Annotated in this window: 13 protein-coding genes; 9 read left to right on the top strand and 4 right to left on the bottom strand. The window is 67.4% G+C overall.

The window, feature by feature from the left end:
* The first annotated feature begins 9 nt into the window (after window positions 1–9).
* The 9 genes from KUV49_RS16015 (at window position 10) to KUV49_RS15975 (ending at window position 8,096) form a co-directional block, all read left to right on the top strand.
* A complete protein-coding gene (locus KUV49_RS16015) occupies window positions 10–1,176 on the top strand; it encodes a D-alanyl-D-alanine carboxypeptidase family protein (RefSeq protein ID WP_222450815.1) in 1,167 nt (388 codons plus the stop codon).
* Window positions 1,173–1,799 carry a dTMP kinase gene (gene tmk, locus KUV49_RS16010; protein WP_222450814.1) on the top strand — a complete coding sequence of 209 codons (627 nt, stop codon included), beginning with the start codon at window positions 1,173–1,175 and terminating at the stop codon, window positions 1,797–1,799. Before KUV49_RS16015 ends, tmk begins: the two co-directional genes overlap by 4 nt.
* On the top strand, window positions 1,799–2,956 hold the full coding sequence (locus KUV49_RS16005; RefSeq protein WP_222451034.1) for a DNA polymerase III subunit delta': 1,158 nt from the start codon (window positions 1,799–1,801) through the stop codon (window positions 2,954–2,956). The genes tmk and KUV49_RS16005 overlap by 1 nt, the downstream gene beginning before the upstream one ends.
* 22 nt (window positions 2,957–2,978) lie before the next feature.
* Window positions 2,979–3,785 (top strand): TatD family hydrolase, encoded by an 807-nt coding sequence (locus KUV49_RS16000; RefSeq protein ID WP_222450813.1) that lies wholly within the window; start codon window positions 2,979–2,981, stop codon window positions 3,783–3,785.
* A complete protein-coding gene (locus KUV49_RS15995; protein WP_222450812.1) occupies window positions 3,785–4,582 on the top strand; it encodes an MBL fold metallo-hydrolase in 798 nt (265 codons plus the stop codon). Before KUV49_RS16000 ends, KUV49_RS15995 begins: the two co-directional genes overlap by 1 nt.
* A gap of 4 nt (window positions 4,583–4,586) precedes the next feature.
* Window positions 4,587–5,516, top strand: a complete 930-nt coding sequence (locus KUV49_RS15990; protein ID WP_222450811.1) for an AEC family transporter — start codon at window positions 4,587–4,589, stop codon at window positions 5,514–5,516.
* Between the two features lie 111 nt (window positions 5,517–5,627).
* Complete coding sequence (locus KUV49_RS15985) at window positions 5,628–6,179, top strand: RNA polymerase sigma factor (RefSeq protein ID WP_222450810.1); 552 nt, start codon at window positions 5,628–5,630, stop codon at window positions 6,177–6,179.
* A complete protein-coding gene (locus tag KUV49_RS15980; protein ID WP_222450809.1) occupies window positions 6,176–6,802 on the top strand; it encodes a hypothetical protein in 627 nt (208 codons plus the stop codon). Before KUV49_RS15985 ends, KUV49_RS15980 begins: the two co-directional genes overlap by 4 nt.
* A 1-nt stretch (window position 6,803) precedes the next feature.
* Window positions 6,804–8,096: a S8 family serine peptidase gene (locus tag KUV49_RS15975; RefSeq protein ID WP_222450808.1), complete on the top strand. Its 1,293-nt coding sequence runs from the start codon at window positions 6,804–6,806 to the stop codon at window positions 8,094–8,096.
* 89 nt (window positions 8,097–8,185) lie between these two features.
* Here KUV49_RS15975 and KUV49_RS15970 read toward each other — a convergent pair whose 3' ends face one another.
* The 4 genes from KUV49_RS15970 to pcaD form a co-directional block, all read right to left on the bottom strand.
* The gene (locus KUV49_RS15970) at window positions 8,186–9,418 is read right to left on the bottom strand and encodes a mandelate racemase/muconate lactonizing enzyme family protein (RefSeq protein ID WP_222450807.1); all 1,233 of its coding nucleotides are present in this window, start codon (window positions 9,416–9,418) and stop codon (window positions 8,186–8,188) included.
* A gap of 283 nt (window positions 9,419–9,701) precedes the next feature.
* Entirely contained in the window at window positions 9,702–10,787 is a 1,086-nt protein-coding gene (locus KUV49_RS15965) for a zinc-binding dehydrogenase (RefSeq protein ID WP_222450806.1), read from the bottom strand.
* Between the two features lie 53 nt (window positions 10,788–10,840).
* Complete coding sequence (locus KUV49_RS15960) at window positions 10,841–12,079, bottom strand: TCR/Tet family MFS transporter (protein WP_222450805.1); 1,239 nt, start codon at window positions 12,077–12,079, stop codon at window positions 10,841–10,843.
* A 79-nt stretch (window positions 12,080–12,158) separates the two neighbouring features.
* Complete coding sequence (gene pcaD, locus KUV49_RS15955; RefSeq protein ID WP_222450804.1) at window positions 12,159–12,947, bottom strand: 3-oxoadipate enol-lactonase; 789 nt, start codon at window positions 12,945–12,947, stop codon at window positions 12,159–12,161.
* Between the last annotated feature and the right edge of the window lie 44 nt (window positions 12,948–12,991).

The following is a 12,991-nucleotide window of genomic DNA, read 5'->3' as shown; positions in this document are numbered from 1 at the left end:
GACTTGCCCATGACCCTTATTGCACGACTTGTGACCGCCTGTGTCGCGGTGATTGCGCTTTCCTTGCCGGCGCAGGCGTTCGACACCAGCGCCAAGGCCGCGTATGTGAAGGATCTGGGCACCGGCACGGTGCTGCTCAGCCGCAATGCCGACGAACCCCTGCCGCCGGCGTCGATGTCCAAGCTGATGACGCTTTACGTGGCCTTCGAGGCCATCCGGGACGGGCGGCTGTCGCTGCAGGAGAAACTGCCCGTGTCGGAGCATGCCATGAGCTATGGCGGCTCGACCATGTTCTTGGACACGACCGACCGGGTGAGCGTCGAGGACCTGCTGCGCGGCATCATCGTGCTGTCGGGCAATGACGCCTGTGCGGTGATTGCCGAGGCGCTGAGCCCCGATGGCACCGAAGCGGGGTTTGCCCGGTTCATGACGCAGCGGGCGCAAGACATGGGCATGACCAATTCGACCTTCGCGAACTCCAACGGCTGGCCTGCCGCGGGCCACCGGATGAGCATGCATGACCTGGCGATCCTGGCCGAGCGCCTGATCGTGGATTTCCCCAACTTCTACCCCATGTTCGCCGAGACGACCTATGAGTTCGACGGGCGCGCGCCGCAGAACACGCAGAACCGCAACCCGCTGCTGAAACTGGGCATCGGGGCGGACGGTCTGAAGACCGGGCACACAGAGGCGGCGGGCTACGGACTTGTCGGCTCGGCCGAGCAGGGCGGACGCCGCGTGGTGTTCGTGCTGTCGGGATTGGACACTGCAGCCCAAAGAGCGCAAGAGGCGGAAGCCCTTGTGAACTGGTCCTTTCGTCAATTTGCCGAAAAAGAGATCGTCAAGGCCGGCAACGAAGTCTCGCGCGCCGAAGTCTGGATGGGAAGCGCGGCAACCGTAGGACTGACGCCCGCGAAGGACCTGACCACGCTGGTGCCGGTGCTGGGGTCGGACAACATGACCGCCGAGGTGGTCTATGAAGGCCCGGTCAGCGCGCCCATTTCGCAGGGTGACGAACTGGCCCAACTGGTGTTCACGCCCGAGGGCCTGCCCGAGATGCGCGTGCCGCTGGTTGCCGCCGAAAGCGTTGCCGTGGGCGGCTTTGCCGTGCGGCTGAAGACTGTGGCGGGTGTGCTGTTGAAACGGCTGCAACAGGGGCCCGAGGGGACGCTTTGAGCGGACAGGGTCGCTTCGTCACCTTCGAAGGCATCGACGGGTCGGGCAAGTCCACGCAGGCGCGCCTGCTGGCCGAGCATTTGCAAGGCACGGGGCGCGAGGCCGTTCTCACGCGTGAGCCGGGCGGCAGCGCCGGCGCCGAGGAAATTCGCAAGCTGGTGCTGGAAGGCGAGGCCGACCGCTGGTCGGCCGAGACCGAGCTGTTGCTGTTCACGGCGGCCCGCCGCGATCACCTGGAACGGTTGATCGAGCCGGCGCTGGCGGCCGGCAAGGTGGTGATCTGCGACCGCTTTGCCGACAGCACGCGGATGTACCAGGGTCTGAGCCGGGGCGACCTGCGCCACAAGGTCGACGCGCTGCACGACCTGATGATCGGGCGCGAGCCGGATCTGACGGTGCTGATCGACATGGATCCCGGCACGGGGCTGGAGCGGGCCCTGTCGCGCGGTGGCAGCGAGGAGCGGTTCGAGAGCTTCGGCGCCAGTCTGCAAGCGCAGATGCGGCAGGGCTTTCTGGACCTTGCCGGGGAATTTTCGGAGCGTTTCATCGTGATCGACGGCAATCGGGGAATCGAAGCGATTGCGGCGGATGTGCGGGCTGCGGTAGAACCGCGCCTGACATGATGGACCGTGACATTCCGCTTCCCGATCGCATCGACGGCGCGCCGCACCCGGCCGAGACATCCCGCCTTTATGGGCAGGACGCCGCGCAAGGCGCGTTCCTGCAAGCGTTCAACGCGGGCCGGCTGCATCACGGCTGGCTGATCCACGGGCCGCGCGGCGTGGGCAAGGCGACGCTGGCCTGGCGGATCGCGCGTTTCCTGCTGGCGACGCCGGACCCCGAGGCAGATGGCGGGGGCCTTTTCGGCGATGCGCTGCCCGCGCCCGACAGCCTCGAGATTGCCGAGGATCATCCGGTCATGCGGCGCGTGCTGGCGGGGTCCGAGCCGGGGCTGCACCTGGTGCGGCGCGGCGGGCAGGGGACCAGCGACAGCGACCGGCAGAAGAATTTCGAAGAGGGCAAGTTCTCGCGCGAGATCCGGGTGGACGAGGTGCGCGAACTGGCCGATTTCGTGAACCTGAGCGCCGTGGATGGTGGGCGGCGGGTGGTCATCATCGACGCCGCCGACGAGATGAACACCTCCGCCGCGAATGCGCTTCTGAAAATGCTGGAAGAGCCGCCTGTGCGCACGACACTCTTGCTGGTGGCGCATCAGCCGGCGCGGTTGTTGCCGACGATCCGCTCGCGTTGCCGCGAGTTGCGGCTGGAGCGGTTGAGCCCCGAGGACGTGATCGCGGCGCTGGACCAGGCGGGCATCGAGCCGGGCGGACAGGCGCCCGGGCTGGCAGAACTGTCGGGCGGCTCGGCCGGGGAAGCGGTGCGGCTTTACAACCTTGAAGGCCTGAAGATCTATGCCGAAATCGTCGGATTGGCGGCGAGCCTGCCGATGCTGGACCGGCCGCGCGCGATGAAACTGGCCGAGGCAGCGGCGCAGCGCGGCGCCGAGCAGAAGCTGGACCTGCTGCTGGCGCTGATGGATACGTTCCTGGCCCGCGTCGCGCGGGCCGGGGCCACCGGCGCCGTGCCGCCCGAGGCCGTGCCGGGCGAGGCCGAGGTCATCGGCAGGCTGGCGGGCAGTCCGGTGCAGGCGCGGACCTGGGCCGATTGCGCGCAGGAGGTCGGCGCGCGGGCGCGGCACGGGCGGGCGGTCAACCTTGACCCTGCCGCCTTGGTGCTTGATACGGTGTTCAAGTTGCAGCAGACCGCTACATCCCTCTGAGCACCATCAGACCCAAGGCCCCATGACCGACCAAGTCCAGATCACCGACAGCCATTGCCATCTTGATTTCGAAACCTTCGACGAAGAACGCGGCGACGTCATTGCCCGCGCCGTAGAGGCCGGGGTCACGCGTATGGTCAGCATCTGCACCAAGCTGCGGCTGGAACCGCAGGTGCGCGCAATTGCCGAGGCGCATCCGGAAGTGTTCTATGCCGCCGGCACCCATCCAATGAGCGTGGCGGACGAGCCGATGGCCACGGTCGACGAGTTGGTGGCGCTGGCGCAGCATCCCAAGTTCGTCGGCATCGGCGAGACGGGGCTGGATTACCACTACACCGCCGAGAGCGCGGCGGCGCAGCAGGAAAGCCTGCGCCTGCATATCGAGGCCGCGCGCCAGACCGGGTTGCCGCTGATCATCCACGCGCGGGACGCCGACGAGGACATGGCGCGGATCCTGACCGAAGAGCACAAGGCGGGCGAATACTCCTGCGTGATGCATTGTTTTTCGTCCGGTGCGGCGCTGGGCAAGGCGGCGCTCGACCTCGGCTTCTACCTGTCGATGTCGGGCATCTCGGCCTTTCCCAAGAGCCAGGAGTTGCGCGACATATTCGCGACCGCCCCGGTGGACCGTATCCTTGTGGAGACCGACGCGCCTTACCTCGCTCCGCCGCCCTATCGTGGCAAGCGCAACGAGCCGGCCTATACCGTGCACACCGCCAAGGTGGGCGCCGAGGTGTTCGGCCTGGACTGGCCCGATTTCGCGGCGCAGACCCAGGCAAATTTCGACCGGCTGTTCTGGAAGGCCGCGCAATGGAAGGCCGCCGCCTGATGGGGGAGACACGCTTCACCATCCTTGGCTGCGGGTCGTCCGGCGGGGTGCCGCGCCTTGGTGGGCACTGGGGCGACTGCGACCCAGAAAACCCGAAGAATTACCGCCGCCGCTGCTCGATGCTGATCGAGCGCGAAGGCGAGGACGGGACCACGCGGGTGCTGATCGACACCTCGCCCGACCTGCGAAGCCAACTGCTGGATGCGGGCGTGGGCGCGCTTGACGCGGTTGTCTATACCCACGCCCACGCCGACCATGTGCACGGGCTGGACGATCTGCGGATGATCGTTTTCAACATGCGCCAGCGCCTGCCGGTCTGGGCCGATGGCGACACGCAGAATGCGCTGTATTCGCGCTTTGGCTATGCCTTCACGCAGCCCGAGGACAGCCCCTATCCCCCCATCCTCGACATGCACACGATCAAGGGTGACGTGGTCATCGAAGGGCAGGGAGGGGCCATCACCCTCCGTCCCTTCGTGGTCAACCACGGCTCGATCGACGCGCTGGGGTTCCGGGTGGGCGACCTTGCCTACCTGCCGGATGTCGCGGAGATTCCCGAGGAAAGCTGGACGGTTCTGGAAAACCTCGATTGCTGGATCCTCGATGCGTTGCGCCGGACTCCGCACCCTACGCATTCCCACCTGGAGCAGTCGCTGGAGTGGCTGGACCGCGCCGCCCCGCGCCGTGGTGTGCTGACCAACATGCATATCGACATGGATTATCAGACCCTTGTCGAGGAAACCCCCGACCATATCACTCCGGCCTATGACGGCATGGTGATCACCTACAGGAACTAGCGCAATGCAGGCCCTACTGGACGTCATCCTGCCGGTCTTCATGATCATCGGTTTTGGCTATGTGGCGGTCTGGCGTGGCTGGTTCAGCCAGAGCGGCGTCGAAGGGCTGATGACCTTTGTCCAGAGCTTCGCGGTTCCCTGCCTTCTGTTCGTGGCCATCTCGCGGCTGGACCTTGGCCAGTACTTCGAATGGCGTATGCTGCTGAGCTTCTATGCGGGGGCCATGTCGGGCTTTGTCCTGGGCATGCTGGGCGGGCGGTTCCTGTTCGGGCGCCCCTGGGAGGATTGCGTGGCCATCGGCTTTTGCGGGCTCTTTTCCAACTCGCTTCTGCTGGGGCTGCCCTTGACCGAACGCGCCTACGGGCCGGACGCGCTGGAGGCCAATTATGCCATCATCGCGCTGCATTCACCCATCTGCTATGGCGTCGGGATCACGGCGATGGAGATTGTCCGTGCCAAGGGGCAGGCTGGCTCGGGGCTCGTGTTGCGCGTGTTGAAGGCGATGTTTTCCAACACTCTGATCCTGGGCATACTTCTGGGCTTTGCCGTGAATTTCAGCGGATTGCCGTTGCCGGGCACGGTGAACGACGCGCTGGACCTGCTGGTGCGCGCGGCGCTTCCGGCCGCGCTGTTCGGCGTGGGCGGGGTGCTGGCCAGCTATCGCCCCGAGGGCGACCTGCGTCTGGTTCTCTTCCTGTGCCTGATCTCGCTCGTGGTGCATCCGCTGGTCACCAGGCTTCTGGGGGTGGCCTTCGACCTGTCGGTGGACGCAACGCGATCCGCGGTGCTGACGGCGGCGATGGCGCCGGGCATCAACGTCTACATTTTCGCCAGCATGTACGGGCGCGCGATGCGCGTGGCCGCAACGTCCGTCCTGATGGCGACCGCCCTGTCGATTGTCACGGTCTGGCTGTGGCTGGGGCATCTGCCCTGAGGCCGGACCGCGCGAGGCGCATGTTAGGCTTTGACCGCGCGGGCCGTCTCATTGCATCCTGTCCGCGGCGGCGCATCGGGACCGGGGGCCGTGGGAAACGGACGGGACAGTATGCAGAACAGCGAACTTGCAGAGCTTCTGAGGCGCATGGCCGCCAGTGACCGTGATGCCTTTGCCGCCTTCTACAAGGCGCTGGAAAAGCCCGTTTTCCGGTTCATCGTCTCGAAAATGAACGATCCGCACGAGGCAGCCGACATACATCACGACGTCTTCATGGACATCTGGCGCTCGGCTGGGCGCTTCGAGGGACGGTCGACGGTGAAAACTTGGGTATTCGGTATAGCCTACAGGAAAACGATGGATCATTTTCGCAAGCACAAACGGGTCGACCTGACCGACGAGATCGACGAACGCGTGGACGACAGCCCCGACGCGGCGACCTGCCTTGCCTCGGCGCAGGAGGCGGAGCATCTGCGCCATTGCCTGGACCAGTTGAAGCCGCAGCACCGGGCGGCGGTGGAACTGGCCTTCTACCAGGACATGACCTATGGCGAGATCGCGAGCGTCGCCGAGGTGCCGGAGGGCACGATCAAGACGCGTGTCTTTCATGCCAAGAAACTGCTGTTGCATTGCCTCTCGGGCCGGATGGAGGTGCGGTCATGACCGATGGATCGGACCTGTCCCGCGACGAGATCGAGGCGCTGCTGGTCTTTCTGGCCAATGACACGCTCGAGGGCGAGGAACGCGCTGCCGTCGAGGCCGCCGTCGCCGCCGACCCGCAGCTGGCCGGCGAGCTTGAGGCGCTGAAGGCCATGCGCCTGAAAATGCAGGCCGAGGACGTCTCGTCGCCCGGGGAGTTGGGGCTGGCCCGGCTGATGCGTGAGCTCGACACCGAGGCCGTGGCGCCGGTTGTGCCGCAAGCCGGATTGCCCGAGGCCGCGAACAGCCCGACCGCGCCCGGCAATTTCTGGAAGATCGCTGCGGTGGTTCTGTTCGGCCTGGTTGTAGCGCAGACCGCCTATATCGGTTATGATGGGGGCACTGATTTTGAACTGGCCGGTGGTGAAGAGACGACGGCGCGCGCCGAGCATACGATCCGCGTGGCCTTTGCCGAGGACGCAACCGAGGCGGACATACGGGCGCTGCTGCTGGCGCAGGGGCTGGTGATCGTGGACGGGCCGTCGGCCATCGGGCTTTACACGCTGGCCGCCCCCGATGACGCGGCACGCACCGAGGCGGTGGCGGCGCTTCAGGCGCGGGACGATATTGTGGAAAGCGTTGAATGACATGACCTTTTTCCGGCTTCTCGTGGCGATCCTGAGCCTTTGCCTTCTTGGTACTGTTGCACCGCATACAGCGTGCGCCGCCGTGGCCCTGCCGGATCCGGCCTGCGTCGGGACGTGCGGTCTTCCCGGGCTTGTCGAAGTGCAGCAGGGCACCGGCGGACGCGGCGGAAATGCAGGCAACAACCCGCGCACGAAACCGACCGGCGGGCTGCGCCGGGCGGCGCGGGACGAGGTGCAGGCCACCGACGGCTCGCCGGAATACGTGCTGCTGGTCAACCGGGGACAGGCGGTGGCCGCCGCGCAGGCGCTCGTCAGCGCTGGGGCGACATTGCTGCGGGAACGCCCCTTGCCGCAATTCGGGCAGCAGATGTATTTCTTCGTCTTTCCACGCACCTTGACGCTGGAGCAGGGGCGGGCACTGTTGGCGGGCCGCACGCCTTCGGCGGTGCTGGACCTGCACAAGATCTATTTCCGGTCGGCGGGCCCGCGCGTCTATCACGCGGCGATGGTGGGCGATGCGCCGGGGCAGAGCTGCCGTGTCGGGCGCAGCATTCGCGTGGGCGTAATCGACGGTGCGGTCAACGCGGGCCACCCGGCCTTTGGCGGCGTCAGGATGGTGCGCCAGAGCTTTGTGCGCGAGGGCACGCGCAGCAGCGGAGAGAGCCATGGCACGGCCGTGGCCGGGCTTATCGCGGGCTCGGCCGGGGCCGGGCCGCTGGCCGGGCTGGCGCCCGGTGTGCAGGTCTATGCGGCCGAGGCGTTCGGCATCGAGAAAGACAGCGATGGCGGGCGGTTGGAGAGCGTGGCGGCCAGCCTGGACTGGCTGGTCGGCAACGGCGTCCGGCTGGTCAACATGTCGTTTTCCGGCGCGAACAACCGGGTGTTCGCCAAGCTGCTTGCGCTGGCCCAGGGACGGGGCACGGTGATCGTGGCCGCCGCCGGCAACGACCGCAGCGGTGCACCTGTCTTTCCCGCGGCCTCGCCCGACACCATCGCCGTGACCGCGGTGGATGCGAGCGGGCGGCTTTACGGGCGGGCCAATTACGGCAACCACATCGAGTTCGCCGCGCCCGGCGTGGACCTGTACGTGGCCTGGGGCAATGGCGGCAGCTATCGCTCCGGCACATCCTTTGCCGCGCCGGTGGTGACCGCGATCCTGGCGCGGCAGGCCTCGCGCGGGGGGCTGTCGCTGAACGGGGCGCGGGCAGTGCTGCGGCGCTCGGCGCGGGATCTTGGCCCTGGCGGGCGCGATTCGCATTACGGCTACGGGCTGGTACAGTCCGGCGGCTGCTGAGCCCGATCCACGAGCCACGTAGCGGGATCAGACCACGAAGGTGTTAAGCGCGTCTTAAAACGCCGGTGCGATGCCGCGCGGCGCGGCGTTCAGCCGGTCTTGACCGGGGCCCCGCCGGCAAAGGAATTGCCGTTCACGTAGTCGCACGGCGCATCCTGCATCTGCAGGTGAAGGCCGTCGCCGGTGAAGGGATGCGCGCGGGCCAGGTCCTCGTCCACCTCGATCCCCAGGCCGGGGGCGTCGGGCGGGGTGATGAAGCCGTCCTCGACGCGGATCTTGTTCTTTATCAATCGGTTGTGAAAGTCGGTCTCGATGGTTTCGGCCATGAGGATATTGGGGATGGAGGCCGCGAAATGCACGTTGGCGGCCCATTCCACCGGCCCGGCGTACAGATGCGGGGCCATTTGCGCGTTGTAGACCTCGGCCATGGCGGCGATTTTCTTGGCCTCCCAGATGCCGCCCACGCGGCCCAGGGCGGGCTGCAGGATCGAGGCCGCGCCGGAGCGCAGCAGGGGGGCGAATTCGGCCTTGGTGGTCAGGCGCTCGCCGGTGGCCACGGGGATCGAGGTGGCGCCGGCCACCTTGGCCATTTCCGCAACGTTATCAGGGGGTACCGGCTCTTCGTACCAGAGCGGATCATAGGGCTCGATCGCCTTGGCGAGGCGGATGGCGCCCGCCGTGGTGAACTGGCCGTGGGTGCCGAAGAGAAGGTCGGCGCGGTCGCCCACGGCCTCCCGGATGGCCTTGCAGAAGGCCGCCGAGAGCGAGATGTCGGTGCCGGCGGGCATGTGGCCGCCGCGCATGGTGTAGGGACCGGCGGGGTCGAATTTTACCGCGGTATATCCGCGGCTTAGCAAGTCGAGCGCGGACTCGGCGGCCATGTCGGGCGAGGTCCAGAACGGGGTGATGTCGTGCTGCGGCAGGGGGTAGAGATAGGTATAGGCGCGGATGCGGTCGTTCATCCGTCCGCCCAGGAGCGCCCAGACCGGACGCTCGCGGGCCTTGCCGAGGATGTCCCAGCAGGCGATTTCCAGCCCGGAAAACGCCCCCATCACGGTCAGATCGGGGCGCTGGGTGAAGCCGGAGGAATAGGCGCGGCGGAACATAAGTTCAATGTTTTCAGGGTTTTCGCCTTGCATGTGGCGAGAGAAGACATCGGTGATGACGGCGGCCATGGCGTCGGGGCCGACGCTGCTGGCATAGCATTCGCCCCAGCCTGTGATGCCGGTGTCGGTGGTGAGCTTCACGAGGATCCAGTATTGACCGCCCCAGCCCGGCGCGGGGGGCGAGGTGACGAGGATGTCGAGGTCCTTGAGTTTCATCGGGTTTCTCCCTGCTGGTCAGGGGCACGGTGGCCCGAGTGGCGGCATGGGGCAAGCCGGAAATCGGCGTGGCGCGCACAGAAGGGTTAACGGTGGGGAGTCGCCGAATTCGGCACGTCGGTATCGCGTCGGTATCCGGGTGGTATCGCGACGGTGCGGGTTTTCGCGTTTCGCAGGGTGAACGGACCGAACGGAGGGGGGCGGAATTTGCGCAAATTCCGCTGACGGAAAATGCGCATTTTCCGGGACATTTTCCGCGTGGAAAATTCCGCCCGGGATCGGCCTAGCGCAGCATGATGACGTTGCGCCGGGCCGTGCCGGACTTGGTGTCGGCGATGGCGTCGTTGATCTGGTCGAGGGTCCAGCGGTTGGAAATCAGCTCGTCGAGCTTGAGGCGTCCTTGCTGGTAGAGATCGACCATCCAGGGGATGTCGCGGCGGATCACCACGTCGCCCATTTTCGAGCCGACCATGCTCTGCCCGGCGGCGGCGAAATTGGCGGCCTCGTATGTCGATTCCGCGCCGGTGGCGGGCATCCCGACCATGATGACCTTGCCGCCGCCCGCGATGTAGCGGGGGGCCTCGTCATAGGCGCGGGCGGCGCCCACGGTGACCAGCACGGCGTCGGCGCCACGGCCCATGGCCTGTTTCGCGGCGCGCCAGGGTTTGTCCTGGCTGGCCAGTACGCCGTCGGTGGCGCCGAAGGCCTTGGCGTCGGCCAGCTTGTCCTCGGTCATGTCGACGGCGACGATGCGGCGGGCGCCGGCGATGCGCGCGCCCTGGATGGCGTTGAGGCCGACGCCGCCCGCGCCGATCACCACCACGTCCTGTCCGGCCCGCAGCTGGGCCGCGTTCACCACCGCGCCGACGCCGGTGACCACGCCGCAAGCCAGGAGCGAGGCCGCGTCCATCGCCATGCCCTCGGGGATCTTCACAACCTGGCTGTGATGCACGACCACGTCGGTGGCGAAGGCGCCGCAGGCCATGGCCTGGTGCAGGGTGCCGCCATCGGCTGTGCTGAGTGCGCCGTGGTCGCCGTCGAACGGTGTTTCGCAGCCCGTGGGCCGACCCGCGCCGCAGCTGGGGCATTGCCCGCAGGCGCGGATGAGGGTCACCACTACCGGGTCGCCCACCGCAAGGCCGGTCACGCCGTCGCCGATGGCCGAGATGCGGCCCGCGGCCTCGTGGCCATAGACCGCGGGGAGCGACCCGCCCCAGGCGCCGTCGGCATAGGAAATGTCGGAATGGCAGATGGCGACGGTCTCCAGCGCGACCTCGACTTCGTTCTGTTCGGGGGCGCGCAGGCGCACGTCCTCGATCACGAGGGGGGTGCCGAATGCGTGGCACACGGCGGCTTTGATGGTTTTCATGATCCCTCCCGACGTTCGTTGACCGCCAGCCTGATCGGTTTTTCCGCGCGGTTTCAAGGCCGATTGCGACCTGTCGCGACGTAATCGGCGGATGCGTGGCGCCTGCGGGTGGCAAAGAGCACGAGGCCGAGGGCCACCAGCACGAGCGCGGCGAGGAAGGGCGCGCCGGGCAGGGTGAGGGGGGCGTCGGGGTTGGTGAAGGCGGCGAAGATATTGGTCATCATCAGTGGCGAGACGATCATGGCGAGCGCACCGACCGAGGTGAAGATGCCCTGAAGCTCGCCCTGGGCATCGTGTGGCGTGCGGCGGGACATGATGGCGTGCAGGGCGGGCACGCACATCGCCGCCAGTGCCGAGACCGGGGTGAGGGCGAGGGCGAGCCAGCCGGTCTGGATGACGCCCAGAACGGCGAAACTGAGGATGGCGAAGCCGAGAGCCAGCACCACGGTTCCGGCCTCGCCCAGCCGCGCGATGGCGACGCCGATCAGCCCGGCCTGCACCGCGAAGATCGAGATGCCGAAGATGCCGAGCGACAGGCCGATCATCGACGGGTCCCAGCCGAAAGCGGCGGTGGTGAAGTAGGACCAGATGGCGGGGTAGACGTTGAAGGCGAGCTGGTAGAGCAGGAGCACGGCCAGAAGCCGGCCCAGGCCGGGCAGGGCGCGGATCTGGCGCAAGGCGCCGAACGGGTTGGCGCGGGCCCAGACGAAGGGGCGGGCGCGGTCGGGGGTTATGGTTTCCGACAGGACGGCCCAGCCGAAGAGGAAGTTGGCGAAGGCCAGCATGGCGGCGGCGTAGAAGGGCGCGCGCGGGCCGAGATCGCCCAGGAGGCCGCCGATCACGGGGCCGAGCACGAAGCCCATGCCGAAGGCCGCCGATACGAGGCCGAAGCCCGCGCCGCGTTTTTCGGGCGGCGAGGTGTCGGCCATGAAGGCGGCCGCTGTTGACTGCGTGGCGGCCATGATGCCGCCCACCAGTCGGCCCAGCACCAAGAGCCACATGGCGTGGGCCACGGCCATCACGAGGTAGTCGAGCGCCAGGATCAGGAGAGAGCCCAGCAGGATGGGCCGGCGTCCGAAGCGGTCGCTGAGGTTGCCCACCATCGGGCCGAAGAGGAACTGCATCACCGCGAAGAGCGAGGTCAGCACGCCGCCCCAGAGCGCCGCCGAGGCGAGCGTGCCGCCGTCGATATCCATGATCAGCTCGGGCATCACCGGGATGATGATCCCGATGCCCATGGCGTCGATCATGACGGTGATCAGGATGAACGCGGTGGGCAGGCGGGACGACATCGAGGCTCCGGTCTGGATCTGTGGGGCGACTGTAGCCGGGGCCGGGCAAGGCGGGAAGGGCGCGGTGCGCGCGCCCGGCTCAGATGTGGCCCGTGTCCGACAGAAACTGCGCCAGGCGGGCGGCATAGGCCTCGGGCGCCTCGACGCAGGGCAGGTGGCCGGTGCGGCGCATCAGGTGGAACTGCGCGCCGGGGATCAATTGGGTCGTTTCGCGCACCAGGTCGGGCGGGGTGGCGCCGTCCTCTGACCCGGCGATGCCCAGGGTGGGCAGGCGCAACCCGCTGGTGGGGGTATAGAAATCGGTGCCGGAGATCGCCGCCGAGCAGCCGATATAGCCCTCGTCGGGCTGGGAGGTGAGCATGTCCCGCCAGGCTTGCAGCTCCGGCGTGGCGCGGAAATCGCGGGAGAACCAGCGTTGCATCGTGGCGTCGGCCAGCGCCTCGATCCCGCCCGCGCGGACGGCGTCGATGCGCTCCTGCCAGAGTTTCTGGTTGCCGATCCTGGCGGCGGTGTTCGACAGGACCATGCAGCGGACGAGATCGAGGCGCTTGACCGCGAGACCTTGCGCGATCAGCCCGCCGATGGAGAGCCCGACGAAGACGCAGTCGCGGATGTCGAGATGGTCGAGCAGCGCCTCGGCGTCGCGCACGAGGGTGCCCATGGCATAGGGCGCGGGCGGCACGCTGGTCTGGCCGTGCCCGCGCTTGTCGTAGCGGATGAGTCGCAGGCCCTCTGGCAGATGGGGCAGGATCGCGTCCCACAGGTGCAGGTCGGTGCCCAGCGAATTGGCGAAGACGAGGGCCGGGCCGTCCGCCATGCCTTCGTCGCGGTAGTGAATGTCGATGTCGTTGAGATGAACATGGGGCATGGGCGCAAAGAGCCACACCGTGCCGGGCTTGTCCACCGCGAACG

The organism is Roseovarius atlanticus, assembly GCF_019802205.1.
Taxonomy (GTDB): domain Bacteria; phylum Pseudomonadota; class Alphaproteobacteria; order Rhodobacterales; family Rhodobacteraceae; genus Roseovarius; species Roseovarius atlanticus_A.
This window is presented reverse-complemented; position numbering and strand designations above follow the sequence as displayed.